The organism is Calothrix sp. NIES-3974, assembly GCF_002368395.1.
Taxonomy (GTDB): domain Bacteria; phylum Cyanobacteriota; class Cyanobacteriia; order Cyanobacteriales; family Nostocaceae; genus NIES-3974.
This window is the reverse complement of record NZ_AP018254.1, coordinates 2,668,143-2,687,152: the sequence shown is the minus strand read 5'-3', so window position 1 is coordinate 2,687,152 and position 19,010 is coordinate 2,668,143. Positions and strand designations below refer to the sequence as shown.

Here is a 19,010-nt window from a genome sequence, read left to right as displayed (position 1 = left end):
CAGCCAATGAGTCAAACAGAACTTCGTGGTGTCTGGTTAACAACAACCGACAGCACCGTTTTCCAATCACCAGATACAATCATGACCGCAATGGATTTTCTGGCAGAAATTGGTTTTAATGTCGTATTTCCCGTAGTTTGGAAACAAGCTGCAACCCTCTTTCCCAGCCGAGTCCTCGCAACAACTCTCGGAACTACACCCCAAACCATCAGTCAAAATCGCGACATCCTCGCTGAAGTAATTACCGCAGCCCACCAATTTGAACTTAAGGTAATACCCTGGTTTGAATACGGATTCGCCAGTTCCTACAAATCCAACGGTGGCAAATTACTCCAACGCCACCCGGAGTGGTCGGGACGGGACAGACAAGGCAATCTCCTCAGCAAAAACGGCTTTGAATGGATGAACGCCCTCCATCCCCAAGTCCAAAACTTTATGTTAGAAATGATACTAGAAGTAGTCCAAAACTACGACATTGATGGGATTCAAGGAGACGACCGCTTACCCGCTTTCCCCAGTGAAGGAGGCTACGATCAATATACATGCGATCGCTATCAACAAGAATTTGGTTGTCCCCCCCCAGCCAACCCCAAGGATAAACGCTGGTTACAATGGCGTGCAGAGATTTTGACAGATTTCCTGGCCCAACTCTACCAGCAAATCAAAGCCATTAATCCCCACCTCATAGTATCAATGGCTCCTAGCATTCCCGGTTGGGCACTACAAGAATATTTACAAGACATTACCACCTGGTTAGAACGGGGATTAGTTGATTTTATCCATCCCCAAGCCTATCGCCGAGATTTTCGCAGCTATCAAGGCATCATTAATAGTTTAGTTTGGGATTACGGCAAAAAAGGCTATTTATCCCGCTTGGCACCAGGTATATTAATCAAAATCGGCAACTACACGATAAATCCTGATTATTTACGTCAAGCGATCGCCTATAATCGTAGCCGAGGCATCAACGGGGAAGTTTTCTTTTTCTACGAAGGTTTACACGCCAACAACAACCAACTTGCCAAAATCCTGAAAACAATTTACACCCAACCAGCCAAATTTCCTCCAACAATCCTGTAGATAGGGAGGAGGGAGTGGTGAGTAGTCAACAGTCAACAAACAACTTACAAAAACAAGAGATGTCGCAATCGGACATCTCCCCATTTATCACTACCCAAAATTAACCGTGAAACCTCGGACTATGACGGATCAAATTCATAAACTCCTCACGAGTCCTTGCATCCTCCGCAAACACACCCCGCATCGCACTAGTCACAGTCCAAGAACCAGGTTTTTGCACACCCCGCATCACCATACACATATGGGTCGCTTCCACCACAACCGCTACACCTTGCGGCTTCAATAATCCTTGCAGCGCATCTGCTATTTGCAATGTCAAACGTTCCTGTACCTGCAAACGTCGTGCATACATTTCACACACACGAGCAATCTTTGATAACCCAATCACTTTACCATTGGGAATATAGGCAACATGGGCACGACCAATGATTGGCAAGATATGATGTTCACAGGAACTGAAAATGTCAATATCCCGTACTAACACCATTTCATTGGCATCTTCAGTAAAAACAGCCCCATTCAACAGTTCGTCTAAAGATTCATGATAACCTTTAGTCAAAGATTGCAGAGCCTTCATCACCCTTTTTGGTGTATCCTTTAAACCCTCTCGATCCGGGTCTTCCCCCAGTCCAATCAACAAGGTTCTCACAGCTTGCATCATTTCTGCTTCTGTGACTTGAGGCTTTTGTTGCAACGAAAGAGAGGAGATAAGTTCATCCGCAGTAGTTTGTTCTGGACTAATGGAAAAGGTCATGACGATAAGTGTGTAGTAATGTTTGGGTAATCGATTATTAATTCTGATTTAGGACTGTTGCTATTCCTGCTATTACCCAATTACAAATCAGATTTGCTCTATTTGTAACTAGGTGTCAGTAAACAGGTTTAATTCAATTCAGCAATCTGCAACCAAAAAATTTCAGCGCGGATTTATTTGCTAGCAACCATTAACAGCAGCTAGCTCAATTTGCCTGATATTTCAAACTTTTGAGACCAAGTTTATAGACAAATCAATTATCATAGACTCAAGCTATGAATTATATTCACTACATCTATAGTCTCAAAAACCTCAAAACTCCTAAATGAATCAATGATTTTGTTTCTACAGCAGTTGGTTACTAAATAGAACACATATCCCAGGTTGCAAGAGAGATTTAAAATTTATTTCACTCCTGTATCCTGTATTTGTATTCTCATCTAACTTAACACTTCTTAATCATAGCAAACAATTGCTAAGTAGTGTGTGAATTTTATTTTTATCCAGATTTCTACCGATAAAAACGACTTCATTTTTGGGTTGGGTTTTCCACTCATCAGCATCTAGTTGATAACGCGGTCCACTCAACTGGAAGATATGTCGTAATTCGCTTTCGCTGAACCAGAGAATTCCCTTAGCACGAAATACGTCAGTTGGCATTTCTTCAGTGAGAAAATGCTCAAACTTATGCACATCAAAGGGTCGATTGAATTGAAATGAACAGGAAACAAAGCCGTCATTTTCTAAATGATGGGAATGATGATGATGGTGATGTTCATTTTCATCGTGATGGTGGTGATGGTCTTCCTCAGAATTTTGTAAATAGGTATACAAATCCTCTGGAGTCAATCCCACACCTAGAATTAAAGGTAACGCGACTTTTCCGTATTGGGTGTGGAGAATTTTCGGATTTAGCTTGACATCGTGGATGAAATCTTCTATCTCATCAATTTTATCTCGATTGACCAAATCAGTTTTATTGAGAAGAATAATATCTGCATAGGTGATTTGCTTTAAAGCAGCTTCACTATGGAAATGATCCGGACCAAAAGCTTCTGCATCAACCAAGGTGAGAATCGAATCGATGTTGGTCAAATCTCGTAATTCCGTCCCCAAAAATGTGAGAATAATCGGTAACGGATCCGCCACACCAGTTGTTTCAATCACCATACAATCAACACGCTCATCCCGTTCCAGGACACGATAAACAGCGTCAACCAAACCCTCATTGATGGTACAGCAAATACAACCATTACTGAGTTCCACCATATCCTCATCCGTAGATACCAGTAATTGGCTGTCAATATTAATATCACCAAATTCATTCACCAACACAGCAACCTTCAGGTCTTGCTTATTCTGGAGAATTTGATTTAAAAGGGTTGTTTTCCCACTTCCCAAAAAGCCCGTAATAATAGTTACAGGCATTCCTCTCTTCGGTATATCAGGGATAATATATTCATTTTCATTGCTTGTGGTCATAGTAGTCATATTTTCTCCTTCGAGTATAGATAATTAAATAACGTTAATAACGGGTAAGGAACGAAAATTTTCATCACTTGCATGTATTTGTCGTACAGAACGAAAAGCTGTTTATAATATTCCCAGTGCAGTCAAGATAACTGCTCCACGGGAAAAACTGCACTTTATTTCATACCCATTCCCAAAATAATGGCGTTGCTGAATACAAATATGAATTGAAAATTCGACGTTGTGTAGAGACGTAGCGATGCTACGTCTCTACGTAGACGCGCGTAGTGCGGATCGACCGAAGAGACGATTTTGGTTTCAATACAAAATGTAAATAATCGTAATTCATACCCAAATTCAGCAACGCCAAAGACAATCATAACTGAATACAATGATAATCGTTTTCGTGGTAGATCAGAAATACTTTTCCGGTGGGAGAGTTTGACTTTATTTTCTCGCGTGTAAATTAGGGAGTGGGGAGTAGACGTGAACTATTTTCTTGTTTGGTTGTGTTCAAACGACGTGGGAAGCTGGAAAGTGATTTTTTCCCCACTCCCGTCACGGACGATTCCCGACTCACCTGCAAGCGAGTAGATATCAGGATTCAAATTCCCCAATTCACTCCAAATCCGATAAAATAAGCAAGGTACAAAAATACTGGAGATACACCTACGGTTTACGCACGTCCACTAGCCAGATTAATTGAACAGTTGCAGCGCTTACCAGGAGTTGGTCCAAAAACGGCCCAACGTTTAGCATTGCACATTATTAAACGTCCAGAGGCGGAAATTGAAGCCCTTGCAAAGGCTTTGGTGGAAGCGAAAAAACAAGTTGGTCTTTGTCAGGTTTGTTTTCACCTATCATCGGAACCGGTCTGTGAAATTTGTCGCAATCCGAACCGCGATAATGGGGTAATTTGCGTGGTTGTCGATTCCCGTGATGTGATTGCCTTAGAAAAAACCCGTGAATACAAAGGTAAATACCATGTCTTGGGGGGTGTGATTTCCCCCATTGATGGCATTGGACCAGAACAGTTGACAATTCAAGCCTTAGTGCGAAGGGTAAGTCAACAACAACCCCGAGAAGTAATTTTGGCAATTAGTCCCAGCGTTGAAGGTGAAACAACGACCCTGTATGTGGGACAATTACTGAAGCCCTTTACGAAAGTAACGCGGATTGCCTTTGGTTTACCTGTAGGAGGCGATTTAGAATACGCTGACGAAGTAACCCTAGCGCGTGCTTTAGAAGGTCGGCGGGAATTGGAGTAACCAGGATGACTGCACAACCAAAAATTATTGTCCTTGATGACGATCCGACAGGTTCGCAAACAGTCCACAGTTGTTTACTACTTATGGATTGGGACGTGGAAACACTGCGGATGGGATTACGCGATCGCGCACCAATTTTTTTCGTATTAACAAATACCCGCGCTCTCACCCCAGAAAACGCCGCATCGCGAACGCGGGAAATCTGCCAAAATTTAAAAGCGGCTTTAAAGGCGGAAAATATCAGCGATTTTTTGGTTGTGAGTCGTTCCGATTCCACCTTACGAGGTCATTACCCCATAGAAACCGATGCGATCGCATGGGAATTAGGCGGTTTTGATGCCCATTTTTTAGTCCCAGCCTTTTTTGAAGGGGGAAGGTTTACCAAAGATAGTATCCATTATTTGCTCGTAAATGGTGTACCCACCCCTGTCCACGAAACAGAATTTGCCCGTGATTCCGTATTTGGATATAAGTATAGTTACTTACCTAAGTATGTAGAAGAAAAAACCCAAGGACGCATCCTAGCGGAGGAAGTAACTCGGCTATTACTGGCAGATATCCGGGCTGGTTGTTTGGAAAAATTGTTAGAATTACATGACAATCAATGTGTCGTCGTCGATGGGGAAACCCAAGCCGATTTAAACCGCTTCGCCGAAGACATCTTAACCGCAGCAAGTCACGGGAAAAGATTTCTCTTTCGCAGTGCAGCCAGTATTTTAACCGCTTTAGCAGCTTTACCTCCCCAACCGGTTCCAGCCGAAAAAATGTCCCAGTACGTGCGTAACGGTCAACCGGGAGCGGTGATAGTTGGTTCCCATGTCAAAAAAACAACTCAGCAGTTAACACGATTACTCCAAGCAGACGGGGTTGCTGGGGTGGAAGTAGAAGTCGGTAAACTGCTAGAAGGTGACGGTGGAGTAGAAGAAAGTATCCTGGAGGATGTGTTAAAAACAGTACAAACAATCCATCAACAAGGAAAAACCCCCGTTGTCTACACAAGTCGCCAAGAATTGACCTTTGCAGACAGTAAAACCCGTTTAGACTTTGGGATTCGGGTTTCCAGTTTACTCATGGATATCGTTCGTGGTTTACCCAGAGATATCGGCTTTTTAATTAGCAAAGGTGGAATTACTTCCAACGACGTTCTCAGCGACGGGTTAGCCCTAACATCCGCTCGATTGCTAGGGCAAATTTTAGCCGGAGTCTCAATGGTGACAACATCCTCTGACCATCCTTTATTTCCCAATTTACCAGTAGTTTTATTTCCAGGAAACGTGGGGGATGAAAATGCTCTGTTCACCGTTTATCAACGGTTAGCACCAATTTAGGGATTTTGGATTTGCATCATCATATCACGTAATTCGTAATACCGCTACTTGGTGTACAAGCTACATAACTAGGGCTTGCTGACAAAGAGTAAAACTTGCATATTGTCAGCTTTTGAGGGTATTTTAATTGAAAAAAATGTGTGCTTAAAAATCTTGCATTTCTCTTTTTTTGAGTCTGAGAAAAGTGGAATTGTTGGGTTAAAACTATTACCTATTTCCCACCCCCACTAAAAGACTTTTTCCGCAAACCCTAAATAGGACTTGTGAAAAACAGCCAAACTCTTCTTTTGTCAGCTTTGGAGGGTATCTTCAGTCAAAAAGGTGCAAACAAATAGTGATATAAGCTCAAAAAATCTTGCATCTGTAATTTTTTGCAGCCTGAGAGATTGCTTGAAAAGTCGCTTTTAATACTTAACAAGCTTGTTTTTTGGGAGTAGGGAGAGACACAACATGTCGCATTTGTACGGGAATCGGTAGTAGTGGATAATAAATATGCTTTTGAGCTTCTTTACTGTATCCCAGAAAATGATTCAAAAAGTATTTATTTACACTTGACCAACATCCTCTGAGAAAAGTGGAATTGCTGGGCTAAAACTATTCCCTACTCCCTGTTCCCTCTACGAATTACGTAGCTTGCTTTCCACGTAGCGGATATGACAACGAATTACGAATTATAAAAAAACTGGGGGTAAATTGGTAAATCAAACCTTAGAATCAATAGTCGGACAAACAGGGGTGACTCCTTGGGAGAATCTAGCAGCTAGTTATCAACAACGTATCCAATTAGCAACCCAAAAAATACCTGGTTGCATAGTGTACCCCGAAACCCCCGAACAACTAGCGGAAATCATCCAAGCTGCATCATTGGCAAAATGGCGGTTATTGGTTTGTGGCAACGCTAGTAAATTGGATTGGGGAAATATCGCCGACCGAATAGATATAGTTATTAGTACCCAACGTTTAAATCAGGTTATAGAACATGCTGTCGGTGATTTTACCGTCACCCTGCAAGCAGGAGTGAAATTCAGCGATTTGCAAACCCTGCTCCAACCTACGGGACAATTTTTTGCCGTAGATCCTTTATATCCAGAAATGGCCACCATTGGTGGAATTATTGCCACAGGGGATACAGGTTCCATGCGACAGCGCTATGGAAGTGTGCGGGAACAAATATTAGGAATCAGCTTTGTCAGAGCAGACGGAAAAATTGCCAAAGCAGGAGGACGAGTAGTCAAAAATGTTGCGGGGTATGACCTGATGAAATTATTTACAGGTTCCTACGGGAGTTTAGGGGTAATTACCCAGGTGACACTACGGTTATATCCAATTCAGGAAGCTTCCAAGACAGTGGTTTTAGTGGGAGAAACCGATGCGATCGCCCAAGCAGCCAGTAAAATACGTAACAGCGCCCTGACACCGACCCAATTTGATTTGCTCAGTCAGGGATTGGTGACAAAACTCGGTTTAGGTCAGGGATTGGGAATCATGGTGAGATTTCAAAGTATTTGGGAAAGCGTCCAGGAACAAACCCAGAAAATCATTCATATCGCCGACAGTTTCAACTTACACCGCCAAACCTATGAAGGGGAAGAAGAAACTAAATTGTGGATGCGATCGCCCCAGGAAATATATACCCCCCTCACTGGGGAAGCAATTATGGCCAAAATTGGCATATTACCCAGCTATGCCATCGAACTACTTACCAATATCGAAATAGGTCGAATTCACCTCGGTAGCGGTATTGGTAATATTCAATGCCATAATATCAACCAAGTGAAACAAATCCGGACATTAACTCAATCCCATCAAGGATATCTAACCGTGCAAATCGCTCCCCCCTCCGTCAAAAGCGAATTAGACGTTTGGGGTTATAGTGGGAATGCACGGGGTTTAATGCAATCGATTAAATCCCAATTTGACCCCAATAATCTTCTCAATCCCGGTAGGTTTGTAGTTGGTTAGAAATGTGGATTTTTCTCGTGTTCTCATCCCCATGTTCCGTATGGGGACAAGGACAAAAATGCTGAAGGGGTGACGAAAATATCTACAAAGCTTATTCAATAAGCATCATAGCCCTTTCACCTCTTCGATAAAACTTCCACTTAATAGTTTTCATAAAAGAATAGGGAATAGCTTTAATATTTTTCAGCAAGCCCTAATTAGATCAATAATTTCTTGTAGGGGTTTTTCTGCGATCGCTCGAATATAGGCTCGACTTAATGATTCCAGAATATGGGGTTCGCTTAAAACAAAGTTACACTAACTAAATGTAACTCTACATAATACTGGGAAAGGTTCTGGATTAGCTTCATTTCTAGACTAACCCCGACAAGGTAAAATTTTACAAATTTTAATAAATATCGTTTCAATCCCATACGAAAATGAGAAAGGGAATTTGCGATACAGAAAACCAACTCAGGTAAATGTTTGTGAATCCCGAATTACAAGGGAGTATGTCACCGTAAAAATTCGGAAACACAAAAGTAACGAACCTGAAGTTTTGTGACATCTGGTGTAAATTTCAACAGAAAAACCAAAAAATCTCAAACAATTTGTTGTTAACTGGGAGTAAGTTGAATGGCTTTCGGACCAGCATCACGGTTAGGAGTGGCAGCTTTTGAAGATACCCCTCCAATCGAACTCTGGACAGGGTGTTCGGCAGAAGACGTAGAAACCGTCATCCGAGCAGTCTATAAGCAGGTCTTAGGGAATGCGTATGTAATGGAAAGCGAACGTCTCGCAATTCCTGAGTCCCAACTCAAGGGTGGTGAGATTAGCGTGCGCGAGTTTGTGCGACAAGTAGCTAAGTCAGAATTATACCGTTCTCGTTTTTTTGACAGTTGTTCGCGCTATCGGGCGATTGAGTTAAATTTCAAACATTTGCTGGGTCGCGCTCCTGATAGCTACGAAGAAATGAAAGCACACAGCGCTATTTTAGACGCAGGTGGATTTACGGCGGAGATTGATTCCTATCTCGATAGCGATGAGTATCAATCTGCCTACGGTGAAAATACCGTTCCCTATTATCGCGGCTACAAAACCCAAAATGGACAGAGCATGGTGGAATTTACCCACATGTTCCAGCTATTACGGGGTGCTTCCAGTAGCGATTTGAAGGGTAACTTAGCCGGAAATCGTCCCCGCTTAAATGCACTAGTGATTCAAAACACGCCGACTCCAGTGGTTCCACCGAGTGGTGCATCGGAAGGTTGGTCATTCCAGAATCCGGCATTTGGTTCGCGATCGCGTCATGGTGCGGGTGCAACAGAAGACGGTAAATCATACCGGATTGAGGTGACAGGCTACAGAGCGAATGCGGTAAATCGGATTTCCAAATTCCGTCGTGCCAACCAAGTCTTCATTGTTCCTTACAACAAGCTATCGGAAGAGTACCAACGGATTCATAAAATGGGCGGTGTGATCGCCAGCATTACTCCTGTTAACTGATTACTGCAAATTGTTGTCAGAATCGGTGACAAACCATTTTTGTAAGGAGTTATACCAATGGGAAGTATAGTTATCAACGCGACTGCGCCGACGGAATTGCGGTCAACCAGTTCCCTGGAAGAGGTGGAAGCGGTCATCCGTGCTGCTTACAAGCAGGTGCTGGGAAATGCCCATTTAATGGAAAGCGAGCGCTTGACAACTGCTGAATCCCAATTGCGCGATCGCAGAATTACTGTCCGGGATTTTGTCAGAGCAATTGCCAAGTCCGATTTGTATCGGGAGCGTTTTTTTGAAAGTTCTTCACCCTATCGGTTTGTGGAATTGAACTTCAAGCATTTATTAGGACGCGCTCCCGCAGACCAGGCAGAAATTTCCGAGCATATTCGCCGTTATGCTGAAAGCGGTTACGATGCGGAAATCGACTCCTATCTTGATAGCGTCGAATATAACAATGCCTTTGGTGAAAATATTGTTCCCTACTATCGCGGTGCTTCCACCCAAGTAGGACAGAAACAGGTGGCTTACAACCACATGTTTGACTTGGTAAGGGGTTTTGCCGAAACCTCCAAAGCTGCTAAAGATTCCCGGTTAGTGTCTGCGATCGCCACTAATAGTCCCAGCAAAATTAAATCGACAAGTGGGGTTCCCGCGACTGAAAAGCGGTTTAAAATTTTAGTTGCTGGAGCAAAATTCGATGCACCTCGCCATCGTAGTAATACTGAGTACATTGTGTCCGCTAGCAAGATGACCCCCCAAATCCAAAGAATCCATCGGACTGGAGGTAAAATAGTCAGTATTACGGAAATTGTATAGATAAAAATACCAATAACAACCACCAATAGGAAGATTGAACCGAACGGTTGGCGATTAGCTGTGATTGGATTAAATTCTAATTCACACAGTTAATCGTTGACCGTTATTTAGTACAAACTCAATGATGAGCTTTTCGTTTCGATGGTTATTCGATGGTTAGTAGTCGAAGAGACGTAGCAATCTAACCCTCTACGGTCAACCGTCAACAAACCAAAAGGGAAATATATCAGCGCGCGAAGTATCAATCTAAAATCCAAAATCCATAGACGCACGTGGTGCGGATCGACTGTAGGGTAATCCAAAATCCAAAATCCAAAATCCCCAGATGTTCTACCAATCGGTAGGTGCGTCGTGGGCAGAAACTCGTTTACAACTAACGAGAAAGCTAAAACCAAAGCAAAATACTAGAAATTTATCCCAATGCTAGTATTTCCCTGGTTGGCATTTTGGCATAAATCAGCCAATATAGCTGTTTTAACTCACGTTTAACCCATGTTTAACTGCTGAACTCAAAAAAATGTTTCTCACCCTCCTTGACATTTTCGAGGAGATCGAATATTTTCTTGTTCGCAATCACCACCTATGTAATGACTCAAGCTCGTGTTAAGACAAATACATTTTCTCGATTACCACGACCAATCCGTAAATCCGGATCTAGATATGTAATATCTAACCAACCGGGATTATTATTGGCGGAAATCGTAAAATCCAATGCGGTAAACTTTTTACCATTTTCTATATCAGTGATGAGTTGGGAGGGCGATTTATAGCCAATTAACCGACTTAAACCAATCACAGAACGCTGGAATCGAACTTCGACTCGACGATGGCTAATTGGTGAAAACCGAGCGCAAGCGGTAACAATTCCGTCCAGATACGGTAGACCAAAAATTTCCGCAATGTTATAAACACTATTGGATTTTGTGCGAATACACTGATAAATTTGACCCAGGTGTGAAAAAGGCAAGCGCTCCAAGTTTAAAAGTTCCCTACTTGTGGTGTATATTAGTCGCCAATCACCATCTAATAAGTCAAGTGCTTCTAGAGGGTGAGGATTAGGATTCAAGTCCTCTAAGGTGGCGATCGCTGCGAGGATAGCTTGTTTTTCTAACTCCGTTGCTTTTAGCCCCCGATTTACCGGAGCTATAGCTGCAAGTAGTTGGTTTTTTGCTAACATCCCTTGATACCTTTATTGAATTTCAAATGGATTTCCGTTGATTTGAGTCTATTAGCTAATCAAAAAGCGTGTATCTAAAAACACAATAAAAAATAAGTAGTTCTGCCCTTTGCTTACGGATATTAAATAATTATTTTTTGTCGGATATTCGTAAAAAAGAGTTGAATGAATAACTAAAATCTTTTGTATCAAGTGATAGACTCTTATTGTCCAGTTTCATTTTTATCTCGTGTCTTTGTCGATATGGTAAATTCTCATTCGCCTTTACGTGAAGAACCCCGTACCCAACGCGCCCCTGTTATTCCATTAAAGCAGGAATTATCATTGCTGGACTGGCTCAGACAAACGGGTCGTTTAATTGCACGTTCAGAGCAAGAACCTGATTTCACAGAAGATGAAGAAGAGATATCCGAGTTTTTAGGTGGTGACGATGTTGGTGGCTATGATGACGACGATGACGATATTAGTCTCGACGATTAAATAGCCATTGGTTCTGGTGATGGATGCTGTTAACCAGCATCCGAGATAACAAGCTTTTATTGAAGTGTGGAGTGAAGGGAAATATCCGTGGACGCAAAATTATCTCCTGACCAAGGGTTGAATATTACGGGCATCGGTCTAGTTTCATGTTTAGGTGTAGGATTAGGTATTGCGGGGTTAATTTTGGATGGTATGGCCAACAGAATGCCTTGGCAAGCTGATTCCTTAACTTTACCATTCCTCTTATGTGCCCTGATTTCCGGTACTGTGGGTTATTGGGTTGTACCGTGGTTACAAGCTCTCAAAGCTGGACAGGTAATTCGCGAAGATGGCCCACAGGCACACCTGAAAAAAGCCGGAACGCCAACAATGGGTGGGATTTTCTTTATTCCCGTTGCCTTGTTTGTGGCTTGTGTGTGGTCGAATTTCGCAGTTGATGTCTTGGCAGTTTCGGCTTTGACCTTGAGCTACGGTTTCATTGGTTGGATTGATGACTGGCAGATTCTGCGTCGTAAATCCAACAAAGGCATATCGCCACCCATGAAGTTGGGTTTGCAGGTAGGTTTCGCAGCGCTCTTCTGTTTGTGGTTATTGGCAACCAAGGACTTCAGTAATATTACCAGTATATCATTACCGTTTGGATTGTCTTTATCTCTGGGTGTCTTGTTTTTCCCCCTAGCTGGGTTCGTCTTGGTAGCAGAAAGTAATGCAACGAATTTGACAGATGGAATCGATGGTTTGGCTGGGGGAACAGTAGCGATCGCCATGCTAGCATTAGGTGCATTAGTTGCTCCGGAGTCCACTGGATTAATGATTTTCTGTGCATCCGTCAGTGGAAGTTGTTTAGGATTTTTAGCACACAACCGCAACCCCGCACGGGTATTTATGGGGGATACGGGTTCCCTCGCTTTAGGTGGTGCGCTGGCAGCAGTAGCTTTGTTAACAAATAGTTTAGCAGCCCTGTTTATCCTCAGTGGTATATTTTTTATCGAAACCCTTTCAGTAATGGCTCAAGTAAGCTATTACAAAGCGACTAAGGGTCCCGATGGCAAAGGAAAGCGTTTATTTAAAATGGCTCCCCTACACCATCATTTGGAACTGTCGGGATGGTCAGAGCTACAAGTTGTTGCCGTCTTTTATGCAGTTGGTGCAATCTTAGCGATCGCTGGATATTTTTTAGGTAAGATTTAGGTTTAGTTCCAGTTCGTCCCTAAGTAATTACACAGATTTTCGACAAGACACGATATCCTTCCCAAGTGTATGAGTTGGGGAGGATTTTTTTGCTGTAGTATTCTCGCTTGTAGATAGGGAGTAGGGAGTAGTCAGTAGTGAATCGGAAAATCACTGTTATCAGCAAAGATATCAGCATTACATGTAGGCTACTCCCAACTCCCGATTCCCTTACTCCCTGACCCCAAAAAGTGAATCGGAAAATCACTTTTATCAGCAAAGATATCAGCATTACATATAGGCTACTCCCAACTCCCGATTCCCTTACTCCCTGACTTAAAAAATCAAACCAGATTCCTACAGTTGTTTTACCAGGTGGATAATTTCTGGAAGGATGAGTTTTTCCATTCCCAAGCGGACAGCATTACGGGAACCGGGGAGAGAAAAAATTAATTTATTGTGATACACTCCCGCAACAGCACGAGATGCGATCGCTCGTGAACCAATTTCTTGATAACTTAAATAGCGAAAAATTTCTCCGAATCCCGGTAGGGTTTTGGTTAAAAGTTTTTCCACCACATCGTAGGTAGTATCACGTTTGGCAATTCCCGTACCACCATTTAAAATAATCGCTTCAATGTCATCTCGTTGACCAAGGGTAGACAATTCGCTTTGGATTAGGGTCGGTTCATCGGGGATAACTTGGTAATAATTAATTCGGTGTTGAGCAGCGTTTAATAAATCTTGGATTAATTGACCACTGGTGTCAGTTTCCGTTGTACGTGTATCACTCGTAGTCAAAACTGCACAGGTGACCATGTAGTTGGAAGTATCCGGATGGGGTTGTTGAGTCATAAAGTCAAAGGGAGTTGGGAATAGGGAGTTGGGAAAAGGGTAGTATAAATACCGCTCGACTATACCTTACGGGGTCAATAGGTAAGCTTTTGATTCAGATGGTTAATGCTTAAAAGCCAAAAGTCACCTGTCAACAGTCAACAAACCAAAAGGGAAGCATACCAGCGTGCGAAATATGACTCCAGAATCCTTTGTGGTGTTTTTTATTTTCCAACGGATTTTGCAACTGTTCCCCAACAACTTCCGATAGGAGAAGGGACAGGGTTTGAGATTTTTGGGATCTGATTTTCCTACCACTTACCTCCTGTCTCCTACTTCCTGTATTCCTTCTTCTGTTTTGATTATGACTTATCGAAACCTAGGCCATTTTCTTCCGCATAACGCTCCATAAACCGCATAAATCGGTTCCATTCCTCCTCCGACTTCATCACATAAACAGCTTCTAGAGCTTCCGGTCTACCATTGACGAATTTACCTTTGACCTCACGAGTAGAAATTTCTCCCTCCTCATCAATCATGAACATACCGAGAATCTCTTGATTGTTACCCTCACTTAAAACCTTGGGATTTTGGAAAATAAACGTTGCAGTTCCACTATTCCCTGTACGCGATCGTGTTAACTTGACTTCGGGAATAACTTCTTCGTCCACCCCTGGAGAAAATTGAATACTGGCCATAATTACTTTTGTTTAACTTAAACTTTAGTCATCGTTAAACTACCATTCTCTCATGAGTGAGAACCTTTGCGATCAACTTCTGAGATACCCTAATCGTCAATAGGGAATAGTGAGTGGGGAATAGGGAGTAGTGCAGATGCACAAGCAACTTACGGCAGACTGAAAAAAAATTATTTTTAATGACATGTAGGCTGCTTTCTCTGCATCTAGCCAGGTAAGAAGCAATATGACTTGAAGAAGGAAATAGGTATATTCGTGTATATTCAGCGATCGCACCCACACCCCATCACATCAAATCTAAATTTCTCGTAAATAGTTAGACAACAATAGTAACTCTACAGAGAAAGTCTTAAAATATTGTTAACTTCTGCCAAATTTTCGCCTGTTGCGAACAAGCAACCCTTTCCGGCGTATAATTAGGCTTTTTCAGATCAATACCCACCATTGCCTTTACTACCAATTCCAGGCAAAAATCTGGTTACTGATGTAAGCTTGTCAAATCAACCTGTCAAATCTTACCTCAGCACCATTCGGATTAGGTCGCTTGTTTCCGGTGACAGCAATCACCATCAGGAATTGGTAGAACCACTCCCCAACTCAATTATCTTGGATTTACTATGGCTATCGGCTATGTTGCACTCGTCCTTCACGCCCACCTACCCTTCGTTCGTCACCCAGAAAGTGACTATGTATTAGAAGAAGAATGGCTCTATGAGGCAATTACGGAAACCTACATCCCATTATTACGGGTATTTGAAGGCTTAATCAGCGACAACATTGATTTTAAAATCACGATGAGCATGACTCCACCGCTCGTCTCCATGTTGCGCGACCCCCTTTTACAAGAACGTTATGAGGAGCATTTAACCAAACTAGAAGAACTAATTGCTCTAGAAATTGAACATAATAGTAACAATGGACACATCAAATATCTAGCCGAATTTTACGCGAGTGAGTTTAAAGCCATACGTTCGGTCTGGGAACGCTATCAGGGTGATTTAGTCACAGCCTTTAAACGTTTTCAAGATTCCAATAATTTAGAAATTATTACCTGTGGTGCAACCCACGGATACCTACCCCTGATGAAAATGTATCCCCAGGCGGTATGGTCTCAACTGAAGGTTGCCTACGAACATTATGAGGAAACCTTTGGTATTCCGCCCCGGGGTATTTGGTTGCCAGAATGCGCCTATTATGAGGGTCTAGAGCGAATGCTTGCCGATGTAGGTCTACGCTACTTCCTGGTGGATGGTCATGGAATTTTGTACGCCCGTCCCCGTCCTCGCTTTGGTACTTATGCACCCATTTATACTGAAACCGGTGTAGCCGCCTTTGGACGCGACCACGAATCATCCCAGCAAGTTTGGTCTTCAGAAGTAGGTTATCCCGGTTCACCGGAATACCGGGAATTTTATAAAGATTTGGGCTGGGAAGCGGAGTATGAATACATCAAACCGTTTATCATGCCCAACGGTCAACGTAAAAATACGGGGATTAAGTACCATAAGATTACCGGACGTGGTTTGGGTTTAGGTGACAAGCAGTTGTACGACCCTTACTGGGCAAGGGAAAAAGCCGCAGAACATGCGGGGAATTTTATGTATAACCGGACTCAGCAAGTTGCCCATTTACACGGAATTATGCAACGTCCCCCCATTGTCGTCTCCCCCTACGATGCGGAATTATTCGGCCATTGGTGGTATGAGGGTCCTTGGTTTATTGATTATCTGTTCCGCAAATCATGGTATGACCAGCAAACCTACCAAATGACCCACCTTGCCGATTATTTGCGTGCCAACCCCACCCAACAAGTATGTCGTCCCTCCCAATCCAGTTGGGGATACAAAGGTTTCCATGAATATTGGTTGAATGATACAAATGCTTGGATTTATCCCCATTTACACAAAGCTGCGGAAAGAATGATCGAAATATCCAAGCTAGAACCCGCAGATGAATTAGAATGGCGAGCATTAAACCAAGCAGCTAGGGAATTACTTCTAGCTCAATCCTCCGACTGGGCTTTCATTATGCGGACAGGGACAATGGTTCCCTACGCAGTCCGCAGAACCCGTTCCCACCTGATGCGGTTCAACAAACTGTATGAAGACATCAAAATCGGCAAAATTGATAGTGGTTGGTTAGAAAAAGTTGAATACATGGATAACATTTTTCCCAACATTAACTATCGCTGTTATCGCCCACTTTAAGTGATCAATTTTCTACATTAGAACCCCTCTTGGCAAAAGCCATCAGAGGGGTAAGTAACTTCGATGAGTCAAGAATCCCACGGCTTGAGGTCAAAACGAGCGTAAGCGATGTTTTAATAGCCGTGGGAGTGTCAAAATCAAACATTTATTTAGGGCTAGCTGAAAAATAGATAGTAAAGACGCGATATGTCGCGTCTCTATATACATATCGCAAGAATTTCGAGGGAATTTCAGCCGTAAAAAGTGCTTTCCAAACAGGTATGAAAGGCTTAAAAACCTAGCATTTGTAATTTTTACAACCTACAACAAGTGGAACTGGAATGGTTAAAACTATTCCCTGTAGAGACGACCCGACGGGTCATCTCTACCCACACCCTCTTCCCTACCCTCGCTAAAAGACTTTTTTTACAGCAGACCCTATTTAGCTTTATTTAGCTTCAGTAATGGGAACCCATTCCGTGTGGAATGTACCTTCTTTATCAATACGTTTATAGGTATGGGCACCGAAGTAATCCCGTTGCGCTTGGGTGAGGTTTTGAGGTAATCTTTCCCGACGATAGCTATCAAAGTAATCCAAAGAAGCACTAAAAGCAGGAACAGGAATACCTAATTGAGCAGCAGTCATAATTACTTCCCGCCAAGCATTTTGTCGATCCAGAATTGTTTGTTTAAATTCCGGTGCTAACAACAGGTTTGGTAAAGTTGGATTTTCGTTAAATGCATTCTTAATTTTATTCAAGAAGCCAGCACGAATAATACAACCACCCTTCCAAATCCGTGCTAACTCGCTCAAAGTTAAGTTCCAATTATAGGTTTGGGAAGCGGTATTTAACAGTGCCATCCCTTGAGCATAGGAGCAAATTTTCGAGCAGTATAGTGCATCCCGGACTTTACCGATAAATGCATTAATATCTCCACTAACTTTACCAGATGGACCAGTTAACTGTTTCGATGCAGCAATCCGTTCATCACGAATCGAGGAGATAATCCGCGAGTTAACTGCGGCAATAATAGTCGGAACTGCCACACCCAATTCTAAGGCTGTTTGTACTGTCCAGCGTCCGGTTCCCTTTTGTCCAGCAGCATCAACAATTAATTCCACCAAGGGTTGTTTGGTTTCTGGGTCAATGTAGGGGAAAATATTGGCGGTAATTTCGATCAAAAAGGAATTTAGCTCGTCAGTGGTATTCCACTCACTGAACACCTGATGCAATTGATTGTGGTCAAGTCCTGCTGCATTTTTGAGTAAATCGTAGGCTTCGGCAATTAACTGCATATCGCCATACTCAATCCCGTTATGCACCATTTTTACATAGTGACCTGAACCACCAGGTCCAATGTAGGTGACGCAGGGGCCATCATCAACTTGAGCCGCGATTTTGTTAAAAATAGGTGATAGGAACTGATAGGAACTTTCTGTTCCTCCAGGCATCAAAGAAGGGCCATTGAGAGCGCCTTCTTCTCCCCCACTCACACCCATACCGATGTAACGTAGACCAGTGGGTTCCAGTTCTTGGGTGCGACGCTCGGTGTCTTCAAACCAGGAGTTACCACCATCGATAATAATATCACCCTCGTCCAAAAGGGGTTTTAGCTGTTGGATCACAGCATCAACAGGTTTTCCAGCCTGTACCATTACTAAAATTCGCCGGGGACGTTCCAAAGCTGCGACAAAATCTTTTAATTCAAACGCGGCTTTGACGTTTCGACCTGTTGCACGGTTAGCCATGAAGGCATCGGTTTTTTCTCGCGAACGGTTATAAACAGCGATTGGGAAGCCATTACGCTCCACGTTAAGCGCAATATTTTCACCCATTACGGCTAACCCAATCACACCAAAACTTTGCAGTTGCGTCATAATATTTCGTTGGCTAACTCTTGCAGAACCTTTTAGTTTCTAGGGTAATCCGATATTTTGGCTTATCCCCTAAAGAAGACATTAAGAGTTGCGGCTAATAGTAAAAATACAACATTTACACAGATTAAAAATTTTTATTTGTGTCCCAGTTCACATTACAGTGGTTAAATTTGCGAAATCGCCAATCCGTATCTCCGTGGGTTCCCCAGAATATTTATCTATTATCCAAGTTTTAGCGGCAGTGGTGGCTAATATTCGTTTTTGGGGAAGGATTACATTGCAATTTATAAACAATTACTCATCTAGGAATCCGGTTTGACTCAAAATCCAAGGATGTACATTCATGGGTAGCTTGGGGTCAGTTTTATGTGATTTGGGAACTGTTTCAAGATTTCTGCGATAAATCACAACTACAAACCCCTTATA

At 42.6% G+C, this 19,010-nt stretch carries 14 protein-coding genes and 1 pseudogene; 9 read left to right on the top strand and 6 right to left on the bottom strand.

Features of this window, described 5'->3' with window-relative positions; translation table 11 throughout:
* The first annotated feature begins 6 nt into the window (after positions 1-6).
* A complete protein-coding gene (locus tag CDC37_RS10655) occupies positions 7-1,080 on the top strand; it encodes a glycoside hydrolase family 10 protein (protein WP_096621843.1) in 1,074 nt (357 codons plus the stop codon).
* A 100-nt stretch (positions 1,081-1,180) separates the two neighbouring features.
* Here CDC37_RS10655 and folE read toward each other — a convergent pair whose 3' ends face one another.
* Complete coding sequence (gene folE / locus CDC37_RS10650; RefSeq protein ID WP_096621841.1) at positions 1,181-1,834, bottom strand: GTP cyclohydrolase I FolE; 654 nt, start codon at positions 1,832-1,834, stop codon at positions 1,181-1,183.
* 459 nt (positions 1,835-2,293) lie between these two features.
* Entirely contained in the window at positions 2,294-3,325 is a 1,032-nt protein-coding gene (locus CDC37_RS10645) for a CobW family GTP-binding protein (protein WP_442861073.1), read from the bottom strand.
* 650 nt (positions 3,326-3,975) lie between these two features.
* On the opposite strand from CDC37_RS10645, the pseudogene recR reads away from it, so the two are divergent.
* From recR to CDC37_RS10620, 5 genes and pseudogenes are all read left to right on the top strand, one after another.
* A pseudogene (recR, locus tag CDC37_RS10640) lies at positions 3,976-4,572 on the top strand (recombination mediator RecR); the annotation flags it as partial.
* Positions 4,573-4,577: 5 nt separating this feature from the next.
* On the top strand, positions 4,578-5,900 hold the full coding sequence (locus CDC37_RS10635; RefSeq protein WP_096621837.1) for a four-carbon acid sugar kinase family protein: 1,323 nt from the start codon (positions 4,578-4,580) through the stop codon (positions 5,898-5,900).
* Positions 5,901-6,593: 693 nt separating this feature from the next.
* The gene (locus tag CDC37_RS10630; RefSeq protein ID WP_096621835.1) at positions 6,594-7,862 is read left to right on the top strand and encodes an FAD-binding oxidoreductase; all 1,269 of its coding nucleotides are present in this window, start codon (positions 6,594-6,596) and stop codon (positions 7,860-7,862) included.
* A gap of 615 nt (positions 7,863-8,477) precedes the next feature.
* A complete protein-coding gene (locus CDC37_RS10625; protein WP_096621834.1) occupies positions 8,478-9,347 on the top strand; it encodes a phycobilisome linker polypeptide in 870 nt (289 codons plus the stop codon).
* Positions 9,348-9,404: 57 nt separating this feature from the next.
* A complete protein-coding gene (locus CDC37_RS10620) occupies positions 9,405-10,160 on the top strand; it encodes a phycobilisome rod-core linker polypeptide (protein ID WP_096621832.1) in 756 nt (251 codons plus the stop codon).
* 592 nt (positions 10,161-10,752) lie between these two features.
* On the opposite strand, the gene CDC37_RS10615 is transcribed toward CDC37_RS10620, so the two are convergent.
* On the bottom strand, positions 10,753-11,337 hold the full coding sequence (locus tag CDC37_RS10615) for a PAP/fibrillin family protein (RefSeq protein ID WP_096621831.1): 585 nt from the start codon (positions 11,335-11,337) through the stop codon (positions 10,753-10,755).
* Between the two features lie 243 nt (positions 11,338-11,580).
* Between CDC37_RS10615 and CDC37_RS10610 the strand changes: the two genes are divergently transcribed.
* Positions 11,581-11,817, top strand: a complete 237-nt coding sequence (locus CDC37_RS10610; RefSeq protein ID WP_096621829.1) for a DUF3134 domain-containing protein — start codon at positions 11,581-11,583, stop codon at positions 11,815-11,817.
* A gap of 87 nt (positions 11,818-11,904) precedes the next feature.
* Positions 11,905-13,008 (top strand): phospho-N-acetylmuramoyl-pentapeptide-transferase, encoded by a 1,104-nt coding sequence (gene mraY, locus CDC37_RS10605; RefSeq protein ID WP_096621828.1) that lies wholly within the window; start codon positions 11,905-11,907, stop codon positions 13,006-13,008.
* Positions 13,009-13,344: 336 nt separating this feature from the next.
* Here the strand turns inward: mraY and CDC37_RS10600 are convergent, their stop codons facing one another.
* Positions 13,345-13,842, bottom strand: a complete 498-nt coding sequence (locus CDC37_RS10600; protein WP_096621826.1) for a MogA/MoaB family molybdenum cofactor biosynthesis protein — start codon at positions 13,840-13,842, stop codon at positions 13,345-13,347.
* A gap of 341 nt (positions 13,843-14,183) precedes the next feature.
* A complete protein-coding gene (gene psb28 / locus CDC37_RS10590) occupies positions 14,184-14,519 on the bottom strand; it encodes a photosystem II reaction center protein Psb28 (protein WP_096621823.1) in 336 nt (111 codons plus the stop codon).
* 617 nt (positions 14,520-15,136) lie between these two features.
* Between psb28 and CDC37_RS10585 the strand changes: the two genes are divergently transcribed.
* Entirely contained in the window at positions 15,137-16,726 is a 1,590-nt protein-coding gene (locus CDC37_RS10585; RefSeq protein WP_096621822.1) for a glycoside hydrolase family 57 protein, read from the top strand.
* Positions 16,727-17,153: 427 nt separating this feature from the next.
* On the opposite strand, the gene gndA is transcribed toward CDC37_RS10585, so the two are convergent.
* Positions 17,154-18,584 carry an NADP-dependent phosphogluconate dehydrogenase gene (gene gndA, locus CDC37_RS10580; RefSeq protein WP_096621820.1) on the bottom strand — a complete coding sequence of 477 codons (1,431 nt, stop codon included), beginning with the start codon at positions 18,582-18,584 and terminating at the stop codon, positions 17,154-17,156.
* Positions 18,585-19,010: the final 426 nt, after the last annotated feature.